We start from the raw sequence: 20270 nt of genomic DNA on the forward strand, positions 1-20270 counted from the left end.
CGCCCGGCGACGCGAGGCCGGCCACGTGATCCGCGACCGCTGACCCCACGGCCGGCGCGGCCACGACGGACGCGGCCCGCGCATGACCCGCGAGCGGATGCTCGGTCAGCTGCGCCGTGCAGTGGTCGCCGTCAGTCATGAGCGCGGTGGTCAGGCACAGCGCCGGGGCGCGAGCACCGAGGCCACCCGGGCCAGTGCGGTCTGCAGCCCGTACGGCACCCCGCGCAGGCCCGGCAGTGCGCCGGGCAGCGCTGCACATCAGCAGGATCGGCACCGGCACGGCGGTCACGACCACCAGAACGGCCAGTGCGTGCGCCGGGGCCCTGGCGCGGGACGCGCCCGGGAAGGACGCGGGCCAGCGGGCTCCCCGCGCCTCTTCGCCGGTCATCGGCTTCACGGATGCTCACCTTTCGTCGTGTGCGGTCCGGCGGGGTCCCCTGCCCGCCGCCGGCTCGCACCCCGCGTCAGTGTGCCGGGGCCGCGTGCGCGGGCACATCCGTGAAACCACGCACTCCTCCCCGCCTTCGGGCCGTACACCGGGGACGTGGCAGAACACGTAGGGGGTTACGTGTTTCCACTGAGGCCGCTCCTCCCACGGCCGTCTACATTCGGCAGTCGGACGACTCGAGCGGGTGCAGAGGGGACTGCGTGAACGGCAACACCCGAGGTGTGCGGCGAAGTTGGATGACGCTCGTGGTGGCGGGAACTCTGCTGGCCGGGTGTTCGGCACAGGGGGCGGACAACGGACCCCGGCGGACCGGGTCGTCCGCGCACACCGCCTCGCCCGAAGCTGCGGTGTCCCCGTCGGGCGCCTCGACCGCCCCTCCCGTCTTCACGCCGGACGCCGCCCTCGTCCCGAGGACCTCGAAGGACGGGGAACGCCTGGTGGACTCGGTGGTGTTCGCTCCGGGCGACTGGGGCCGGGGCTTCGTCGCGCAGGACCCGGCCGAGAGCCCCCGGGGCACCTGGGCCGTGCTGGACGACAGCTGCCGCTGGGCACGCGAAAAAGCCCCTCGGGGGGTACTGGCCGGCCTGTCCCGGTACAGCCTGCTGCCGGCAGGCGGCGGCAAGGGTGCCGTCAAGGTGACGGCCGCGGCCACCGCGCACTCTTCGGTCCTCGGCGCCGACGAGCAGCTGAGCACAACCCTGGAGGAAGTCCTGCGCTGCCCGGAGCAACAGCCGCGGGCCCACGAGCGGATCACGGGTCTGAACTCGCTCGGCACGCCCTTCGGCACCCGCGAGCAGGACTACGCCGACGACTCCGTCCTGGAGGCCGGTCAGTACGTCGAGAAGGGCGGCGCCGCCCAGCCGTACGAGTGGATGGTCGCCCGGCTGGGCACGGTCGTCGTGGCCGTCTCCGTGACGGGCTGGAAGGGGCACACCGAGAAGGAACTCCAACAACTTGGTGCCACCGCCCTGGGCCGGATGCTGGGCCGCGTTCAGCAGCGCTTGAAGGAGAAGTGATGGAGCCGCTGCGTAATTCCGATCCGTCCAGGCTGGCGGGTCATCGGCTGCTCGGACGGCTCGGCGCGGGCGGGATGGGCGTGGTGTACCTGGCCCGCTCGGCCGGCGGTTCACTGGTCGCGCTGAAGGTAATCCAGGCCGAGTACGCCGAGGACGCCGGCTTCCGGGAGCGGTTCCGGCGGGAGGCGGAGACGGCCCGCCGGATGACGAGCCCTTGGGTGGCGTCCCTGGTCGACGCCGACCCGGAGGCGCCGCAGCCCTGGCTGGCCACGGACTTCGTGCCGGGGCCCTCGCTCGGTGAGGCCGTCGCGGCGCACGGACCGTTGCCCGTGCGGAGCCTGCGCGTGCTGGGGGCGCGGCTCGCCCAGGCGCTGCGGGACCTCCACGGGGTCGGTCTCGTGCACCGGGACGTCAAGCCGGGCAATGTGCTGCTGGCTCTCGACGGACCACGGCTGATCGACTTCGGTGTGGCCCGCGATCCGCAGGACACCGCGCTCACGTCGACCGGTGTCGTGGTGGGCACACCCGGCTTCCTGGCACCGGAACAAGCCGGGGGCGGGCGCGAGCTGGGTCCGGCCGGCGACGTCTTCTCGCTGGGCTGCGTGCTGGCCCACGCGGCCACCGGCCGCCCTCCCTTCGGTACCGGCTCACTCGACGCGCTGCTGTACCGCACGGTGCATGACGCCCCGGACCTGGAAGGTGTTCCGCAGGAGCTCGCCGAGGTGGTACGCGGTTGCCTGGAGAAGAGCCCGCAACTGCGGCCCACCGCCGAGGAGTTGTCGGAGGCCCTCACGGCCACCGCGCCTGCTGCCCCGCCCGACCCGCGAGAGGCTCTGCGGGCGGGACCCCGGCCGGCGCCCGAGGAGCAGGAACCCGGCGACCAGGCCTGGTTGCCCGAGCCGTTGATCCGGCTGATCGCCGAACGGTCGACCGCCGGGATCGGGTTGCCCGCCATCGACGACACCGAGGTCGACTCCGCGGCCGCCGACACCACCGCGGAGGACGACACCTCCGGACAGCCATCGAGCCGTGCCGTCGGCAGGCGCCGTTTCCTCGCCCTGACCGGTGGCGCGGTGGCCGTCGCAGCCGGCGGCGGTGTGGCCGCCTGGGCCGCGCTCTCCGGTGACGGCAAGGAAAACGGCTCCACCGGCGCCCCGACGGCGAGCGGGCCCGTACACACCATCGGCCTGCACGCCGATCTGAGCGGTGACCACCAAGCGGTGGGCCGGGCTCAGGAGCGGGGGCTGCGGCTCGCCGTCGACGAGTTCAACTCCCGTGAGGACAGGCCCTTCACGCTCGCCGTGCGGGCCGTGGACGACGGTGGCGATCCGGCCAGGGCGCCCGCCGTGGCCAAGCAACTCATCGCCGACCGTAACGTGCTGGCCGTGATCGGCCCCACCACGGACGACACCGCCCTGGCCGCGCTGGCCAGGTACGACGCCGCCTCGCTTCCCCTGATCGCGGTGTCGCCCGGCGCCACGGTGCTGGTGGTGACGGGCAGCCGGTCCTTCCTCCACGCCCGCGTGCCGGACACGATCCTGCCGTTCTACCTCAGCGCCTATCTGCGCGGCACCGCGAAGTCGCGCACGGTCGGCATCGTCGACGACCGGGCGGCGGACGCGTACGCCTGGGAGATCAGCAGTTCACTCAGCCGGGTCCTTCGGGACGCCCGGCAGCCGGCCGTCCCGAAGGTGGTCAGCGCGTTGCGGACGGACTTCGGGCCGACCCTCGACGCCCTGCTCGACGGCGGCGCGGACTCCGTGGTCTTCGCCGGCTACCACGACCGGGCCGCGCTGCTGGCCCGGGAACTGAAGAACCGTGGATTCCCGGGCGCACGGGCCGCCGCCCAGGGGGTGCTCGACACCCGGTTCCTGTCCGCCGCCGGGGACGCGGCTGACGGCTGGGTGATCGTCGCCCCCGTCATGGACGCCTCCGTGGCACCCGAGGCCAAGGCGTTCGCGGCCGCGTACCGCAAGCGTTTCGGCGCCGAGCCGGAACGGTATGCCGTCGAGGCGTACGACGTCGCCCGGTTGACGGTGCGGAGTCTGAGCTCGCTGGCCGCCGGGCGCGTCACCCGGCAGAACCTGACGACAGCGCTGCGGGCGACCTCGTACAAGGGGATCACGAAGAACTTCGCCTTCGACAAGAAGACCGGGGCCCTGGTCGTCGACGGGGGCGGGGTCTACCTGTGGAAGGCCGACGCCGGCCGGTTCCGGTACCAGGGTGTGGCGTCGTTCCGGGTGTCGACCTGATGGAGCCGTTGCGCGGCGCCGACCCGGCCAGGATCGCGGGCTACCGGCTGCTGCGCCGGCTGGGCGCGGGCGGCATGGGCGTGGTGTACCTGGCGCGTTCCGGCGGGGGTTCGCTGGCCGCGGTGAAGGTCATCCGCGCCGCGCACGCGGACGACCCGGGCTTCCGGGCCCGTTTCCGCCGTGAGGTGGAGACGGCGGGCCGGGTCGCGAGCCCCTGGGTCGTACCGCTGCTCGACGCGGACCCGGACGCGGAGTCCCCTTGGCTCGCCACGGCGTTCGTGCCGGGCCCCTCGCTGGCGGAGGCGATCGAGGAGTGCGGGCCGCTGCCGTACGGCTCGGTGCGGTTCCTGGGGGCCCGCCTCGCGGACGCGCTGGCGGCCGTGCACGCGGCGGGTCTGGTGCACCGGGACGTGAAGCCGGGCAATGTGCTGCTCGCGGTCGACGGGCCCCGGATGATCGATTTCGGTATCGCCCGTATGCCGGAGGACACCGCGCTCACTGCCAGCGGGATGGTGGTCGGCTCGCCCGGGTTCCTCTCCCCCGAACAGGCCCAGGGGCGGGGCCGGGAGATCGGACCGGCCAGCGACGTCTTCTCGCTCGGCTGTCTGCTGGCGTTCGCGGTGACGGGCGAACGCCCCTTCGGCCGGGGTTCCGCGGCCGAGGTGCTGGTGCGTACCGTCCACGGCGATCCGGACCTGGATGGCGTACCGGCGCCGTTGCTGCCGCTGCTACGGGAGTGCCTGGGGAAGGAGCACGTCGCCCGCCCCACCGTGACCGAGGTGCGGGAGGCTCTGGATGGTGGGAGCGAGGCCGGGGGGTGGTTGCCGGAGTCGCTCACCGGGCTGATCGCGCGCCGTTCGGCCGCCGCGCTCGCGCTGCCCGCGGTTGAGGCGACGCAGGTGTCCGGCGCTCCGGCAGACGTCGTCACGGTGCCGGCCGCGGAGGGAAGGCCGAGGGGCGCCACACGACGCCGATTCCTGGTGCTGGGCTCGGCCGCCGGGGTCGTGGCGGCGGGTGCCACGGCGGCCTGGTGGACGGCGGATCCACCCGGCCGCTCCTCGACCGGAGGTGCCGGCACACGGCTGCCGCGGCTGGTGGTCGCCCTGCACGCCGATCTGACGGGAGATCAGAAGGCAGCCGGACTGGCGCAGAGGAACGGTGTCCGGCTGGCCGTCGACCACGTCAACTCCCGTGCCGGACGCGGCTTCGACCTCGCACTCCAGGTGCACGACGACGCGGGCAGCACGACCCGGGCGCGACAGGTCGCGCGGCAGCTGGCGGCCGACGACCGGGTCCGCGCCGTGATCGGGCCGACCACCGACGCCTGCGCCAAGGCCGTCCTCAAGGAGTATCACCATGCGCTGCTCCCCATGGTCTCCGTGTCGGTCGGGCTCGACGAGCTGTCCGCCCTCACGTACCCGACGTACGCGGCCACCCGGCCCCCCGATCGCAACCTGGCCGCACCGCTGGTCGCCTACCTGGTCCGCTCCGTCCGGGCACGCCGGACGGTGCTGATCGACGACGCGGCCGAGGGCGACTTCAGCTGGGAGATCTGTGCGGGCGTCGCCGAGGCGGTCGGATCGGGACAGCCCACCACGACCCGGCGCACCCTCGCCGCCAGGGACGACGGGGCCGACGCCTTCCGTGCCCTCGCCGAGTCGGTGACCGCCGCGGACGCGGACGCGGTGCTGTTCGCCGGAGGGCCCGCACGCGCGGCGCAACTGGCCCGTGCGCTGCGTGCCGCCGGCTACTCCGGTGCACGGCTGGCCACCCAACGCGCCCTCGATCCACGCTTTCTCACCTCGGCGGGCGACGCCGGTGAGGGGTGGGTCTTCGCCACCGCATTCCTCGATCCGACCCGTGTGACGTCCGCGAAGTCCTTCGCCACCGCCTACCGCGAACGCTTCGGCGCCGCCCCGCCCTGGTACTCCGCGGAGGCCTACGACGCGACGCTCTTCGTGGCCCGGGCGATGACAACGCTGGGCAGCTCCCGGGCGGAACGGGGCGCGATCGTGGGGCGGCTGCGCGAGACGGACTACCGGGGGATCACCAAGCGGCTGAGCTACACGTCGTCGAGCAGGAGGTACACCATGAAGGCGCTGTACCTCTTCCAGGCGTCGGGCGGCCGCTTCCGCTTTCTCGGCCAGTACGAGGATGCCACGGCTTGAGCCGGTGCGGTGACGGGAGCCGACGGGACCGCCCGACCGCGTCACGCATCCTCGGCCGCCTGCACGTAGGTCCAGCTGTGCCGTACGCTTCCGGGTTCCCGGCAGTCGACGCGAGTGACGTCAGGTCCTCCGTTGCTGCGCGAGAGCAATCCGCTGATCAGCGTGCGGTACCCGAAGAACAGCGTCGCGGCCACGGTCACGGCGAAGGCGATGCCAGGCCCGTATCCCGCGCCCGTGGCGGTGCGGGTCACGTGGAGGAGACCGTAGCCGCTGAGGACCGTCGCCAGGGCGCACACCTTCCACCACAACCCGTGCCTGCGGCGCTCACTGCGCACTTCGGCGAACGACGGGAGGGCCACCAGGAGTCGAGCGCCGCAGTGGTCGCACGTCGCGTGGGTCTCGTTCCTGCATTGCTCGAACCGTTCCAGACGGCCCGCGTCGTCGTTGGTGAGGGCGATCGTCCGCGTGTCATTGTGACCGGCCTCCTGGCTGACGATGTGCGTGATCCTGTACTCGAAGGTCCCCAACACCTTTGCCGCCACGGCTCCCGCCCCTTCCCCCTGGTCCGGTACACCCTCGATTCTCAGGCCGCCGCGGCGGCGTACGTCCGGGATCGCACCACCTGGAACAACCCTGTGACGCCACGGGGAAGTACCGCAGGCGAGCCTGACCGTGTTTCAGCTGGGAGCACCGGGGCCGGACTGCCTTGAAATCGCGCAGCTCCGAGATGTCCGGTTCAACGGTGCGTAGTCAGCACGGGAATCAGCACCGCGCCGCCAAGGCGGCGTGCTGGTGACCAGCTGCCCGTCGACGACCACCTCCTGGTCGGCGACGACCTTCGCGCCGGCGTTGCGCAGGTCGGTGCGGATGCTGGGCCAGGACGTCAGGCGGCGGCCGCGCACGGCGTCGGCTTCCGCCAGGGTCCACGGGCCGTGGCAGATCGATGCGACCGGTTTCCCGCTGGCCATGAAGTCCTTGACGAACCGCACCGCGTCGCGGTCCATGCGCAGCTGGTCAGGGTTCATGGTGCCGCCGGGCAGGAGCAGGGCGTGGTAGTCGTCGACGGAGGCGTCGGCGACCAGGCGGTCCACGGGGAAGGTTCCGGCAGCGTTGAGGTCGAACTGGCGGGCCTGGATCTCGCCGGGGTGGAGCGAGACGATCTCGGTCTTCGCCCCTGCGCCCTGCAGCGCACCGCGCGGCTGGTCGAGTTCCACGCGCTCGACGCCGTCGGTGGCCAGAATCCCCACCCGCATCCCCTGGAGTTCCTGTGTCATGGTAAGGCTCCCTTCACGAGTCGCTGGTTGTACGATGCGAGCGGCAGGGACACCCGGCAGGGCCCGTCCGGATCCCGTTCCGGACCGGGGACGGCAAGGCCCGGCCGAGGGTGCGCCGAGGGCACGTCTGCGCGCGATCAGCGGTAGCTGCCGCCCGGCTGGAGGGCGACCTTGGTCTTCCCGGCCTGGTCTCGGTGAGGCTCCCAGTCTCCGCCTTCCGACCCCGGTCCGGCATATCAGTCAGACCGGCGACATGCACCGGGGCGCAACTGCTACAGCAGCCGGTCGAACACCGCGGTCACCCCCTCCCAGTGGCCGGTCTGCGGGTTCTTGACGTCCGTGTAGATGGTCTTGAACGTCTCGGCGAGGGCGACGCTGAGACCGCCGATGATCTCGGGGTAGCGCTCTTCGGTCTCCTGGGTGGGCGTCCTGTCGAGGGGAGGGTGCGCGGCGAGCCGTTCCAGGATCGGCTTCAGCTCGACCTCCTCGTCGAGCCGCCGGAACCGGTGGATGCTCTCCTGGAGGCCCTTGGTGATCGGTAGGTCCCACGGTTCGACGGTGTCCCGGCCGTTGGCCTTGGCCGACGCCTGGCCGACGACCAGGAGGTCGTAGAGCTTGGCGTCGACGAAGTCGCTGTACCGCTTCAGGTCGTTCTTGTCCACGTCGAGGCCTGCGGCGGCGCGGAAGAACCTCTCGAACTTCGACACACCCATGACGGTCTGCCGTCTTCCTCGGCCGACTCGTCGCGGACAGGGGAGTCCACCTGTCCATTGACGCAGTCCGCCAGGCGGACATGCCGATCGTCATCGCCGGCGCGTGCAACGACCCGGCGGAGCGTCCCTATGTCGACGCAGAGGTCCGGCCCCGGCTGGGCGAGGACGCCCGATGGATCGGCGAAGCCGATCACTCCACCAAACTGCACCTGCTCGCCTACGCCCGGTGCCTTGTCTTCCCCATCCGCTGGGAGGAGACAAGATCAGCCCCAGGTTCAGGAACCTGCTCGACTCCATGTCCGCTGGCAACGTCGAGACCGCCCTCACCATCGGCCTCACCTATGTTGTCGCTGAACGCGTCCGGCGCGACGGCGTCGCCCTGCCCGCGGGCGTGGATCCCGTCTCGTTCTCCTCCAGCCTGCTCTTCGCCGACGACGACGAGTTCCTCACCCGCTTCCCCGACGGCGACGCGGGACTCTTCCAGCGTCGACGCCCGCCCGAGGTTGCCCTGCACGCCCGCGTCCCCGAACCGCCACCCCCAGCACCCGCGCATCGCGCCGCCTGACCGCCGGCCGACGGCACCCGCCCAGGCGCTCCGGGCCCCATCCCCGAGCGAACATCTCGCGTACCAACCGCGGGCAACAGGGAATCCCTCGCCCGGAACAAGCCTGGGCGTGCTGCCGGTCCGGCGTCAGCTGCCGTCGCGGGCGACATGCCGGCCGACGGAGGTCCAGACCGGCTCGGCCGGGTCCTCGGGCACGGCGCCCGTGAGGCCGTCGAGGTGCTGGACGGCCTCACGGGTGATGTAGCGATCGGGGTCGGGGGACTGCTGGTAGCGGCGCAGCAGGTCGGCGTCGAGGTCCTGGCGCTGGAGGTAGGCGGCGAGGGTGCCGACCAGGAGATGGATGTGGGCGAGGGCGTCGGTCAGGGCGTACAGGGCCAGGCGCTGCCACTGCTTCATGTCATCCCCGTGCACGGTCTGCAGGTGCTGGGCGCGGGCGAGGTAGGCGTTGATGCGGCGACAGTGGTGGGTCACCAGCGCCAGGAGTTCCGATGGCACCTCGTCGCCCACCGGGCGCGGGGCGGGCTTGACCGTGCAGGGGGCGGGCGCGGGCGGCAGGGTGTCGCGGATCTGCTGCAGGCCGGTGTCCTGCTGCGGGCCGTGGGGGATCTCGCTGCGCCGCTGCGGTCGCTTGCGCGGGTGGGTGGAGGTCATGGCCGTGCCGTCCTTGCGGCCGGTCCCACGATCCGGCGCCTGCTGGGTGGCGTGGCCACACGGGCGGGGCGCTGTGAGTGACGCGGCGCGTCTGGGGCCTACCTGTCCGCGTCAGTCGTGGGCTGACGCGGCACTCGGCCGGGCACCGTCACAGCGCGGGCAAGGGGCGGCACCAGCCGGGACAACGACGGTCGTCGTGCCGGAGTCACGGCGCGGCGGCCGGCCTGCCGGATCCCGGTGCCGGGGCGGCGTGCGAAAGCCCCGGGCTGGGCCGCCGCGCGGTGCGGGGCGGGGACGTCGCCGTGCTCGGCGTGGGACGGGCGTTCGGGGGCCTTAGAGCTGCGGGTCGAGGCCGAACTGGTTCATCACGTCGGTGAACAGCTCCTGTGCGGTCTCCGCAAGGGCTTCGGCCTCGTCGAGCGGGGCAGTGTGGCGGTGACGGGCTGGATCCGGCGGGGGTGGCGGGCGTGGTTGGGAACGTCGGTGAAGCCGCCGAAACCGCTAACGACGGAGACCAGGGCGGGGGCGTAGTGGGAGAGGAGGTGACGACGGTGAGGGTTGCGGTCAGCTGCAGCGCGCTGTCCATCCGCAGCCGGCGGGCCAGTTCCCAGGCGGTGTTGGTCAGGTCGCGGCAGCAAGCGCCGATGAAGTCCTCGGACACCGCGACGCCCGCGTCGGGCAACTCATCGGCAGCCAGGTTGCGTGCGGCATGCCAGGAGACGCTGGCGGCCAGCAGCACGGTTCCGTCGTGGTGCAGTTGGGCATGGACCTCGCGGGCGCCAGGCAGGAGGAGAGTGCTCAGGACCCAGCGGCGCAGGCCGGGCCGCGGGTTGCCCGTGACGGTCTCCAGACTGGCCAGAGGGCCGGGCCTCATCGGATCACCGCCCCGGCGGCGGGCGGCCCGGGCCACGGCGGTCATCTCTTCGCGGGTCAGGCGCGGAGCGGTGCGCGGCAGCGGGCGCTCGGGGCGGGCCAGGGCGACGAAGTAGGTGGCCGGCTCGATGTGCTGGGCGGCACGGTCTCCTGAGCGTGGGCGAGCAGGTGGCGTGCTTCGTCCTCGGCGCGCTGAGCGCGGGTGAAGCGGTCGCGGTAGGCGCGTTCGAGTTGGTGTTCGGCCATCCAGGCGGTGTGGTCGCGGTCGCGGTAGGGGGCGACGGCGGCCTGCTGGTCCTTGTCCCGGGCGGCGGTGCCGTAGACGAGGTGGGGTGCCATGGGGCTGGCCGGGACGTCGGCGATGAGGACGCTGGTGGTCCGTCGGCCGAGGTGAGGACGGTGAAGGTGAGGTCGGGCAGGTAGGGCTGGACGTGGTTGCGGACCCACTGGGCGTACTGCTCGATGTTCACCTCGTCCGGGTCGATGCCGACCAGTTCGCACGTGGTGTCCCGCACGCCGAAGATGATCAGGCCGCCGCGGGTGTTGGCCATCGCGGTGATGTCCTTGGCCAGTTCATTCCAGCGGCCCTCGCGCGAGGGCTGGGGAAGCTGTTCCTTCCAGGCCAGGTCGTCGGACTCCGCCAGCCGGGCGGCGGCCGCCTTGGCGACCATGCCGAAGTCCAGGGGGCCGGGCGCAGCCCCGAGGTGCTCATGCAGTCGTGTCCAGGAGCGGGCCATGTCCGGCACCCTACGGCGTGGCACTGACAACGCCGGCCGGCCGAGGGGAAGGTGCGTCCCCGGCTCGCCGCCGGTCGTGGGCTGCTGCAGACCGGCGGCCCGCAGGAAGGTGGCGAGTTGTCCGTGTTCTTGATCCGCGGTGACCGGCAGGGCGTGGGGGGCGGACCGGGCGGTCTCGAGGGGGGTGGCTGAGGGGCTACCGCTTCGGGCCTGCCGAATTGGACAAAGAGACGGAATGCCGTGTCCGCACCGCCGCTGACCTGCGGTGGGGCGAGTTGAAGGCCTCGCGTGACGACGGCACGTCCGTGTGGACGCAGGTGCCGGAATGCGGGTGATCGGCCTGGCCCGCCGGGCCGGTCAGGTGCCACGATCGAGGCCTCGCCAAGGCCGCGGGCGCTTCGCCCCCAACAACCGCACGGCGGGGTGCATCTGTTTCGTCATCAGTTCGAGGAGCACCATGTTCGTCTTCTCCGCCCGCCTGGCCACGGCCGGTGCGGTCGTCGCGGTGGCTGCCGAGTGCGGCATCGCGTACCCGCTCGCCGGCCGTCTCCCGGCCGGTGACGCCGTCGTCATCGTCATCGTCGTCCTGGCCGTCACCGCGTTGGCCGCGACCGGTCACGAAGTGCCCGCCGTGCTGGGGGCGCTGGCGGCCGCGGCCGCCGGCCGGCTCGCGCGTGCCCGGCCGGGGCTGCGCCTGGACGTGCGCCGCGCCTTCGGCAGGACGCTCTGAGATGGCCGGCCGACCGCTCAGCCCCATCCCGGCCAGCACGCCCCCCTTGCTGCGGACCCTCATCCAGCGACTGCGCAACGCCAAGGACGCCTCGGGCAAAACCTTCGAGGTGCTCGCCAAGGACAGCGGCATCTCGGTGGACGTCGTACGCCGCGCCCTCGCAGGAGAGACGGTACCCACTCTCAGGACCGTGAAGGCCATCACCGGGGAGCGCTGGGACGCAGCTGAACAATGGATCATCCCCGCGGGCGCGAGGACATCTACCTGGCGGTCAAGGCGCTCGGCGCGATTGGACCATCCCCGCGGGCGCGGGGAGCATGGCCGCGGCCAGGGGTAGAAGATCGGCCGCTACGCGTTTTTCCGCCCGCAGGAGGCCGGCCGCAGGCCGCTACGTGAACCCTCGACCGGCGGGGAGGACGACGGCGAGCGGTAGGAGCGTCGATCGCGCGATGGAAGGGCTGCGCGGATAGCCGGCCTTGCGAAGGCCGTGTCCGGATGGCGACGGCATTCCTGGCGGTCTTGGTCGGGCCGTGCATTGCGCGGTCCGACGCTTCTCACGGGATGAACTTCACCTCTGGGAAGGCCGCGCTCGGGCCGTCGGGCAGATGTCCCCGGCGGTGTCGCAGGTGTAGGTCGAAGAACGCGAGCGGGTATTCCTGCTGGATCCGGACCGCCCGAGCCGGATCGAGGGTGCCGATCATGTCCTGGATCTGCTGGTTAGTCATGCCGAGGACCTTGCCCGCTTGCGGGATCAGTGTCGCGTCGTCGCCGTACGTCTTGTGGATGGCCCCGTCGGCCTGGATGTTCAGCCGCCAACCGCAAAGGTGTGTCCAGAACTCGGCGACGTCCGGCATGGCGGCCCGGGTAAACGAAGCGGTCATCATCATGAACGGCCGGTCCAGGTCGGTGGCGATGGTCGGCTGCATCGGACCGTCGATACTGAGCCCGGCGCCAACGCGCTGGTCGGTGAGCATAGTGAGCGCGGTGGCGGTGCCACCCTTGGACCAGCCGAACGCGCCGATGCACCTCGGGTCGAGGGCGCCGAGCAGTCCCTGGGGCAGTGGCCTGCCGTCGACGTCGGGGTTGTGCCCGGCGGCAAGGCCCTCGACGACGTCGAGCACGAACCGGATGTCCGTGGCGAAGTCCCGGGGCCCCAGGAACGGCGGGACCTCTGCCGGAACGGTGAGTCGGCCGTCGGGAAACTCGCTGAACGCGTCGTACGTGTGGTCGACGGTGACCACGGCGTAGCCGTGGCTGGCGAGTTCCTGGACCATGATGGTGTGGTCGCCGCGATGGCTGCCCGCGCCGTGCGAGTACACGAGGACGGGCAGGCGATGGCCCGTTTGGTGCACGGGTGCGCCCACGTGTCCGGCGGTGAGTGGGCCGAGGGCGGGATCGAGGGGGAAGCCGACGTCCGCCAGAAACGCCCGCAGCGCAGCCTGGGTCATCCAGGGAGCACGCGGCAGGTCCTTCGTCTTGCAAGCGGGGTACCAGACGCTGGCCATCAACTCGCGGTGATGCCCCGGGCCGGCCACAGGATCCGGACGCGAGGTGTCGACGAGGTGGAGCGGCACCGTGCCCACCGGGTGCGGCCCGGTGGGCCTGGGCAGCGTGAGCTGCGACAGACCGGGGGCGGTCGCAGCCGCCCACGCCTGGCGCGCTGAGCTGATCGGCACGGCGGCCCCGATCCCCGTCACCAGCGCGGCTGCGAGCAAGCGACGGCGCGTCACGTCCGTCGTGGTGACCGGTGTGATGGTCACGTGTCCTCCCTGGGTTCCTTGGACGGTGTTCGGCGTGCTCTCCGGGTCCGTCGGACGTCGGCGGGAGCCGCTCACGGCTCACCACGGTTCGCCGGGGTCCAGATCAGGACTCCGGGGCTGAGCTGCCCTGCTCGATCTGGTGGATGAGGCGCTTGAGCTGGGCGACCTCGTCCCGCAGGGCGCGGTCGCCCTCGGGTGTGAGGGAGAGCCAGGTGCGGGCCCGTTTGCCCTCGTAGCCCTTCTCGATATCGACCAGTCCGGCCTTCTCCAGGACGGCGAGGTGCTGGCTGAGGTTTCCGGCGGTGAGGCCGAGTGCCGTGCGCAGGAAGCCGAACTCGACCCGGCGCGCCTGGTGGGCGACGGTGAGGATGCCGAGGCGGACGCGCTGGTGGACCACGTCGTCCAGACCGGTGACGGGGTGCTGCTCGGGCTGATCGGTCATGACGCGTTGCGCCTCCGGGGGAGCTCGGCCAGGCCAAAGCCGAGGGCGCCGAGCAGGAGGAGCACGCCGGGAACGGCGTAGCGGGGCAGGAAGAACCAAGGCGAGGTGAAGGGGATCCCCGACCAACCGGTGGACAGCGGCACCAATTCGATGGCCAGATACACCGCGGTGAGCAGCAGCAGGACGCGGCTGCGTTCCACCCAGGACAGCACCAACAGCGGCAGCCCAACGGCCGTGGCGTTCCCCACGAGCCGCTCGAGGAACCCCGTCATCTCGGAGCTGGGGTCGAGGTGCAGGCCCCAGAAGTCGAGTGGTTCACCGGGCCGCGGGATCCCGTGGCGGGTGCTCCAAAAGGAGGTGGCGGCCACCACACCGAGCAGGGCGATGCCGGTGAGGATGTAGGGCCGGACCGGGGTGCCGATGCCGCGGTTGCGGGAGCGGCGGATGTAGAAGAACGCCGTCGCCGCATAGGCGAGGCAAATCCCGCTGGGCCAGTAGAGCGGCGACCCCTGCTTGACGACGGTGCAGCCCATGCCTGCAGCGGGGGCGGTCGCCGGGCAGGGAACGGTCAGGACCTGGAACGTGAAGCGGCTGATCAGGATTCCCCCCAAAATGAGCACGCCGAGCAGCAGGAGAGGAAACCAGGTGCCGCGCTGAGCGGCTCGGACCTTGCGGGTCAATTCACCGAGACCGGCGAGGACTTCGTGAGGCGTGCCTTGCGAGGGCATCGAAGCGTCTGTCACCCAGTCAGCTTTGCATCACAAACCAGTTATGGCAAGAAATCTGTGTGCACTCCATCGGATCCGGGACCCTCCCTCATCCTCAACTCCAGCCAGGGCATGGTCGAAGGGGGTCGCAACGGGGATGTCAGCGGGCGGACCACAGCGAAACCGCGTGGCGACCTGCGCGGACACGGGACGCTCCTGCGGGGCGCGCAACCTCCAGCGCAACCGATAGGCGCAACCCTTGGCGCAACCTCGTGCTCCTGGTCGACCGCGACGCCCGGTCACGCCAGCTGGACGGCTCCCCTGGCACGGGCCAGCAACCGCAGCTCCGAACGGGCCGCCGGCGCCGAGGGGGCGATCTCCCAGTAGGGATGCCACCACAGCTGTACGGACAGGCGCAGCAGGCGGCGCACCCTCCCCCGCCACGCCGCTTACCTCCACCAGCGCACCGCCGGCCGCATCGGATATCTCACAAGGCTTATCCCCAAGCAGCCATCACCGCCATCCACGACGGCACCGAACGCATCACCAAAACTGCCCTCGACGCGGTACAGCTCGACCACCTCGCCGAACAACACAGGCGCCCCACCCGCCACCGCTAACCCCACCCCACCGACCAGCCAAAATAACGCTGACCAGCACAAACACCAACCGAGCCTTTACGCGCTGACGAAACCCCCAATTGAACCCGGTCCCAACTCAGCGCACACAACACAACCCCAGCTCACACCCCGAACTGCCCCCTGGAACGGTGCACCCGGCCTCTCTCAACGAACCCACAACACACCAGGCCAGCAAGCCCGTGATACACCAACAAGCCCCCCTCCGAGCGTCACCAGTGGTCGTCAAGCTGGGCGTATGGACATCGAACACCCGTGCCAGGCGGGACAAGCTCACCGAAGAACAGCTGGACGCGCTACGGAAACTGGGCATCGACTGGACGTGAGCACGCCTGCTGGATGTTGGAGCGCGGTGCTGGTCTCTGGTCCTGCGGGGTGAGGTTCTGCGCTCATCCGAATTGCCGGGGGTGTGATTTCAGTTCCTACTGACGTGCCGTCAAATCCGCAGCGCTTCGAGACGATTCGGTCCCGACAGGCCGTCGAATCGGTAGTGTACGGAGCCGGCGTGGCAGGTGTCGCGAAGGGGGAAGCATGGCGTACCTGGTCGAGTTGCCCGTTTCCGGGGCGGGCGGCGCGGGAGCGGGTGGCGAGGGGGCGGGATCCGCTCCGTCGGATGCGACCGGCATCATCAAGGTCCAGATCGACGAGGTCGCGGACGGGCTGGTGCAGGTCGCCCGTCCCGGGCAGGTCGTGGCGCGGGCGACCCGGTCGCTGAACGACATGCTCGCCGGGATCCGGCCGGTCGCGGAGAACTTCGTCGACGGATTCCGCGACATGGCACGGCAACCCGACGAGATCGGCGTCGAGTTCGGCCTGTCCCTGTCGGCCGAGGCGGACGTGGTGATCTCCCGGACGACCGGACAGGCCAACTTCAAGGTCACCCTGACCTGGCGCAATGAGTCGTCCGGCGAACCGGCAGCGGACGCCGCGGGATGACAGTGCCCGCGTTACCGTCCGAGCGTACGGTGAGTACGGGCCCGCAGTCCCTGGACGCGGCCGTACTGCGTGTCCTCGACGGCCGTGGGCAGCCCGTCGGCGTCGCCTTCCTGGTCTCCGACACGCTCGCCCTGACCTGCGCGCACGTGGTTCATGCGGCCCTGGGCACGACGGGGGACGCGGCGCCTCCCGCTTCCGCCCGGATCCAGGTCGACCTTCCCCTCGTGCCCGCCCCGCAGCCCGACGGCGGCACGCCTGCGACGACGGCCGGTGTCGAGCACTGGGTGCCGCCGCGGACACCCAACGGGGGATCCTCGGTGCCCTCCGCGCGCGACGATGTCGTCGAGCCCGCCGACGTGGCCGTGCTCCGGCTGCAGACGCCGATTCCGGGAGCGGCACCGGTGCGTTTGGTGCACGCGGACGAGTTGTGGGGGCACCCGATGCGGGCGTTCGGGCTGCCCGTCGGCCGTCCCGGCGGGGTCTGGCACGCGGGGGTGTTGCGGGGTCGGCAGGCCGACGGCTGGGTGCAGGCCGATCTCGCCGGCAACGGGTATCCGGTGTCCCGGGGCTTCAGCGGCGGCCCCGTATGGGACGACCGGCTGTCAGGTGTCGTCGGCATGGTCACGGTGGCCGAGTCCGGACAACCGCCTGTCAGTTACCTGATACCCACCGGCGGACTGTTGGCCGCCCGGCCCGAGCTGCGCGCGGTCACGCTGCCGCCGTCGCCGTTCCGGGCTCTCTCGGCATTCCAGGAAACGGACGCGGCGATCTTCCACGGCAGGCGGGCCGAAAGCGACGACGTGGCGCGGGCACTGGCCGCCGAGCGCCTGGTCACCGTCGTGGGGCCGTCGGGATCCGGCAAATCGTCGCTGGCCCTGGCCGGCGTGGTGCCCCGGCTGCGCGCGGAAGGCGCCCAGGTGGCGGTGGTGAGGCCGACTCCCGGCAGCAGCCCGCTCACTGCCTTCGCGGCGGCGGTGCTGCCGCTGCTGGAGCCCGGCTTGCCCGAGGCCGAGCGCCCCCAGCGGATCACGGAACTCGTCGAAGTGCTGCGCCGCCACGGCCCGGCGGACCTCGTGGCCCGGCTGCTCCAGCTGAGGCGCGGCAGCCGACTGCTCCTCGTGGTCGACCAATTCGAGGAGGTCCTCGGCCTGGAACCGGACGCTGTCGACGAGCTGGCCGACCTGCTCACGGGCGACACGCTGCCCGGCACTGTCCGCGTACTGATCACGTTGCGCGCCGACTTCCTGGAGCAGGTGCTGGCCCATCCGCGGTTCGGCCCGGAGATCGGCGGACACCTGCACGCGCTCGCCCCGCCGACCCCGGAATGCCTGCGCGAGATCGTGACCGTGCCGGTGGAGGCCGTCCCGGGTGTGTCCTACGAACCCCATCTCGCCGAGCGCATCCTCGCCGACACCGACCCGGGGCCGGGTCGGCTGCCGCTCCTCGGCCTCACTCTCGACCTGCTGTGGCAGCGGCAGCAGGGCGGCCTGCTGACGCACCGGGCGTACGAGGAGCTTGGCGGTGTGACCGGCGCGTTGGGCGAACACGCCGACCGGGTCTGGGAAGCGTGCGTGCCGCCCGGGGACGAAGAAGCGGCCAGGCGGCTGTTCACCCGGCTCGTCCGGGTCCCGGTCGGCACGCCCGCGCCCATCCGGCGGATGGCGTTGCGCACCGAACTGCGCGCCGAGGAGTGGAGGGTCGCGCAACGGCTCGCGGGGACGAGGCTGTTGGTGACCGGCCGCGACGTCGAGGGCACCGAGACCGTGGAACTCGCGCACGAGGCGCTGATCAGCGACTGGGGCAAACTGGCCGACTGGACCACCGGGGACCGTGCCTTCCTGGAGTGGCGGGCCGCTCTGCAGCAGGACATGGACCGCTGGGAGCACGCCGAGCGTCCCTCGCAGTTGCTTCCGACGCCCCTGCAGCTCGCCCGGTCCGAACAGTGGCTGAGCGAACGCGGCGAAGAACTGACGGATACCGAACGGCGCTACCTGGACGCCGGCCGCGCCCACCGCCGCGCGAGGGTCCGTCGGCGGCGGACGGTGCTCTCGGCCGTCGGTCTCGTCGTGGCACTGGTCCTGGTGGCACTGTCGTCGCTCTATGCCACGCGGGAGGAGAGCCGGGGACGCGCGGCGGAAGCCGCCTCCCGCGCTCTCGCGGTGGCTGCGGAGGACGACGTACGCACGGAACCCGTCCTCAGCGTGCTGAAGGCACTTGCCGCCTACCGCACGGCGCCGACGCCGGAGGCCCGCAACGCGCTCCTGCGGCAGTACCTGCGCTTCAAGGACTACGACCGGGTACTGTCCGGTGTGCTGGGCACGGTCTGGGAGGTCACCACCAGTGCGACCGGCGACGTCGTGCTGGCCACCTCGAAACTGGGCCGGGCCGTCCTGTACGTCGGCGCCACCTCCGGTCCGGTGCGCAGCGCCCAGGTGCCCTCAACCGGGCAGGTCCAGGGAGTTGCGGTGTCCGCGGACGGCAGGCGCGGCGCCTACGTCCAGGCGGACGGCAGGGCCGTGTGGTTCGAGGTGGACACCGGCGCCGCAGGCCTGCTCGGCCCGATGCACCGGCTGCCCGACGCGCCGGGCGGCAGCGACGTCAGCTGGGAATCCTCGGTGCGCCCCGCGATGTCGGCGGACGGCCGTGTCCTCGCTGCGCGCGTCCGGGGCCGCCTGGTGTGGTGGAACCTGGACCGTGGCACCCTCGCCGGTGAGGTGCCCGCACCCCACGACATGAACACCGCCCTGTGGCTCGGCCCGGACGGGCGGACGCTGCTGACGAAGGTCTACACGGCGTCGGGCGCGCAGGCGCTGAAGTCCGTGGACATGGGCACCGGCCGCGTCACGCAACTCCTCTCCGAGGCCAAGGAGATCCTCGTGTCCGGTGACCGCCGCACCGCGGTCGTGTGCCGAGCGGAGGGCAAGCACACCGTCGTCAGCCGTCACCGGACCTCCGACGGCGCCGGGATCGGCCGCCCCTACCGCGAGCAGGACAAGGCGTATGTCACTGACATATGTACGGTGGACGCCGTCGACGCGACCGGGCGGCGCGTCTCGCTCCCCTGGGGTGAAGGACTGCGCGTCGTGGACCTGAACAGGAGCGAGACGATCTCCTGGTCGCCGCTGCCGCGATCCGGCGCACAGTCCATGCCCGCGGACCTCCTTGCGGAGTCGCACGGCAGGCTCTACTACGTGAGCCAACAGGAGTCGATGATCACCTTCCTGGGACTGACACCGGGCAGACGACTGCCCGAGGTCGCTCAGCAGCGGCTCACCGCCGACGGGAAGCGGACGATCACCGTCCTGGAGGACGGCTCCCGCATGGAACTGCGCCCGGCCGACCCGAGGCGGAGAGGACAGGTCCTCGCGGAGGCGTCCCGGGCGAAGCCGTACTGGGTGCCCGACCAGCCCGACCTGCCCGTCTTCGACGGCACCGGCAGGCTCGTCGCCGACCGCGAGTCCGCCGACACGGTGGTCGTCCGGGACACGTCGACGCCGCGGAAGGTGGCCACCGTGACCGCCGTCCGGCCGCCGAAGACCCGGCCCGGCGCCCATTGGGTCCGGGACCTGGACGTCAGTGGGGCGCTCAGCTGGCACTTCCAGCAGTACGAGTTCCGCTACTTCTTCGACCACACCGGCCGCCTGCTGACGGTCTCCGGCACCGTCGTCCAGCAGTGGGATCCGCGAACGGGCCGGCAGACCGCCCGCTTCGACGCCGGCGCGCTGCGCCCCGGCGATCACCCGGACGCGCTCGTGACGATCGCCCCGTATCCGGACCGGAACCAGGTCTCCGTGATCGTGCGGGGGCAGCGCGGCATCCGCGTCGTCGACATCACGGACGGACGCGTCACAGCCCGCGTGCCCACCGAGGGGGATGTCCTCTCCGCCGAATTTAGTCCCGACGGACGGTACTTCGCGGTCATGCGCCGTGAGACGGGACTCGAGGTGTGGCAGCGCGGCGACCCCGGACGCAAGGTGATCGGCCCGCTGAGCACCGTCGGCGAGAGCAGCGCCGACGCGTACCGCGCCGTCTTCCTCGACGACGGCCGCTTCCTGATCGCCGCGGACAACGCCGTACGCACCTACCGGATCGGCGAGCGGAGCTACGGCGACGCGTACCTGTTCGCCGATTCGACCCTCAGGACGGGGGACTACTCGTTCCCGGACGTGTCCGAGGACGGCAGGACCGTGCTCCACGCCGCCTTTGACAAGACTGCCAGCGCCCTCGTCCTCGACCCGGAGCTGTGGAAGCGGGAGTTGTGCCGCATCGTCGGAGACCGCGCGTTCACGGCGGACGAACGCGACAACCTCCCGGCGGAGGCGAAGACATGGCAACTGTGCCCGTAGCGCCGGGTGTTGCC

17 protein-coding genes and 2 pseudogenes are annotated in these 20270 nt (G+C 71.7%); 9 read left to right on the top strand and 10 right to left on the bottom strand.

Features of this window, described 5'->3' with window-relative positions; genetic code table 11:
• Window positions 1–684: 684 nt before the first annotated feature.
• Genes AC07C1_RS32515 through AC07C1_RS32525 form a run of 3 tightly spaced genes read left to right on the top strand, consistent with a single transcriptional unit; the run spans window position 685 to window position 5884 of the window.
• A complete protein-coding gene (locus AC07C1_RS32515; protein WP_478944871.1) occupies window positions 685–1464 on the top strand; it encodes a hypothetical protein in 780 nt (259 codons plus the stop codon).
• A complete protein-coding gene (locus tag AC07C1_RS32520) occupies window positions 1464–3716 on the top strand; it encodes a bifunctional serine/threonine-protein kinase/ABC transporter substrate-binding protein (protein ID WP_478944873.1) in 2253 nt (750 codons plus the stop codon). Before AC07C1_RS32515 ends, AC07C1_RS32520 begins: the two co-directional genes overlap by 1 nt.
• Window positions 3716–5884, top strand: a complete 2169-nt coding sequence (locus AC07C1_RS32525) for a bifunctional serine/threonine-protein kinase/ABC transporter substrate-binding protein (RefSeq protein WP_478944875.1) — start codon at window positions 3716–3718, stop codon at window positions 5882–5884. Before AC07C1_RS32520 ends, AC07C1_RS32525 begins: the two co-directional genes overlap by 1 nt.
• 41 nt (window positions 5885–5925) lie before the next feature.
• On the opposite strand, the gene AC07C1_RS32530 is transcribed toward AC07C1_RS32525, so the two are convergent.
• From AC07C1_RS32530 to AC07C1_RS32540, 3 genes are all read right to left on the bottom strand, one after another.
• A complete protein-coding gene (locus AC07C1_RS32530) occupies window positions 5926–6426 on the bottom strand; it encodes a hypothetical protein (protein WP_478944877.1) in 501 nt (166 codons plus the stop codon).
• 135 nt (window positions 6427–6561) lie between these two features.
• Window positions 6562–7158, bottom strand: coding sequence for a type 1 glutamine amidotransferase domain-containing protein (locus tag AC07C1_RS32535; protein ID WP_478944879.1), 597 nt, complete (start codon window positions 7156–7158; stop codon window positions 6562–6564).
• Window positions 7159–7430: 272 nt separating this feature from the next.
• Window positions 7431–7871, bottom strand: a complete 441-nt coding sequence (locus tag AC07C1_RS32540; RefSeq protein ID WP_478944881.1) for a DUF1931 family protein — start codon at window positions 7869–7871, stop codon at window positions 7431–7433.
• A gap of 295 nt (window positions 7872–8166) precedes the next feature.
• Between AC07C1_RS32540 and AC07C1_RS32545 the strand changes: the two genes are divergently transcribed.
• Complete coding sequence (locus AC07C1_RS32545; protein WP_478944883.1) at window positions 8167–8436, top strand: hypothetical protein; 270 nt, start codon at window positions 8167–8169, stop codon at window positions 8434–8436.
• 126 nt (window positions 8437–8562) lie between these two features.
• Here AC07C1_RS32545 and AC07C1_RS32550 read toward each other — a convergent pair whose 3' ends face one another.
• The 3 genes and pseudogenes from AC07C1_RS32550 to AC07C1_RS32560 all read right to left on the bottom strand — a co-directional run.
• Window positions 8563–9087, bottom strand: coding sequence for a hypothetical protein (locus AC07C1_RS32550; protein WP_478944885.1), 525 nt, complete (start codon window positions 9085–9087; stop codon window positions 8563–8565).
• Window positions 9088–10017: 930 nt separating this feature from the next.
• A complete protein-coding gene (locus AC07C1_RS32555; protein WP_478944918.1) occupies window positions 10018–10299 on the bottom strand; it encodes a hypothetical protein in 282 nt (93 codons plus the stop codon).
• Between the two features lie 86 nt (window positions 10300–10385).
• Window positions 10386–10697 (bottom strand): annotated as a pseudogene (locus AC07C1_RS32560) (AlbA family DNA-binding domain-containing protein); the annotation flags it as partial.
• A gap of 457 nt (window positions 10698–11154) precedes the next feature.
• On the opposite strand from AC07C1_RS32560, the gene AC07C1_RS32565 reads away from it, so the two are divergent.
• Both AC07C1_RS32565 and AC07C1_RS32570 read left to right on the top strand, forming a co-directional pair.
• Entirely contained in the window at window positions 11155–11427 is a 273-nt protein-coding gene (locus AC07C1_RS32565) for a hypothetical protein (RefSeq protein ID WP_478944887.1), read from the top strand.
• 1 nt (window position 11428) lies between these two features.
• A complete protein-coding gene (locus AC07C1_RS32570; protein ID WP_478944889.1) occupies window positions 11429–11764 on the top strand; it encodes a helix-turn-helix domain-containing protein in 336 nt (111 codons plus the stop codon).
• A gap of 217 nt (window positions 11765–11981) precedes the next feature.
• Here the strand turns inward: AC07C1_RS32570 and AC07C1_RS32575 are convergent, their stop codons facing one another.
• The 4 genes from AC07C1_RS32575 to AC07C1_RS32590 all read right to left on the bottom strand — a co-directional run bounded on the left by AC07C1_RS32575 (window position 11982) and on the right by AC07C1_RS32590 (window position 14767).
• On the bottom strand, window positions 11982–13187 hold the full coding sequence (locus tag AC07C1_RS32575; protein ID WP_478944891.1) for an alpha/beta hydrolase family protein: 1206 nt from the start codon (window positions 13185–13187) through the stop codon (window positions 11982–11984).
• A 103-nt stretch (window positions 13188–13290) separates the two neighbouring features.
• Entirely contained in the window at window positions 13291–13629 is a 339-nt protein-coding gene (locus AC07C1_RS32580) for a winged helix-turn-helix domain-containing protein (protein WP_478944893.1), read from the bottom strand.
• Window positions 13626–14309 (bottom strand): hypothetical protein, encoded by a 684-nt coding sequence (locus AC07C1_RS32585; RefSeq protein ID WP_478944895.1) that lies wholly within the window; start codon window positions 14307–14309, stop codon window positions 13626–13628. The genes AC07C1_RS32580 and AC07C1_RS32585 overlap by 4 nt, the downstream gene beginning before the upstream one ends.
• A gap of 326 nt (window positions 14310–14635) precedes the next feature.
• A complete protein-coding gene (locus tag AC07C1_RS32590; protein ID WP_478944897.1) occupies window positions 14636–14767 on the bottom strand; it encodes a hypothetical protein in 132 nt (43 codons plus the stop codon).
• Between AC07C1_RS32590 and AC07C1_RS32595 the strand changes: the two are divergent.
• The 3 genes and pseudogenes from AC07C1_RS32595 to AC07C1_RS32605 form a co-directional block, all read left to right on the top strand.
• Window positions 14757–14956: pseudogene (locus tag AC07C1_RS32595) on the top strand (ATP/GTP-binding protein); the annotation flags it as partial. The gene AC07C1_RS32590 and the pseudogene AC07C1_RS32595 overlap by 11 nt on opposite strands.
• Window positions 14957–15505: 549 nt before the next feature.
• Window positions 15506–15910 (top strand): CU044_2847 family protein, encoded by a 405-nt coding sequence (locus AC07C1_RS32600; RefSeq protein ID WP_359556435.1) that lies wholly within the window; start codon window positions 15506–15508, stop codon window positions 15908–15910.
• A 29-nt stretch (window positions 15911–15939) separates the two neighbouring features.
• On the top strand, window positions 15940–20256 hold the full coding sequence (locus tag AC07C1_RS32605; RefSeq protein WP_478944900.1) for an nSTAND1 domain-containing NTPase: 4317 nt from the start codon (window positions 15940–15942) through the stop codon (window positions 20254–20256).
• Window positions 20257–20270 lie beyond the last annotated feature (14 nt).

This window comes from Streptomyces sp. NPDC045022 (assembly GCF_056432605.1).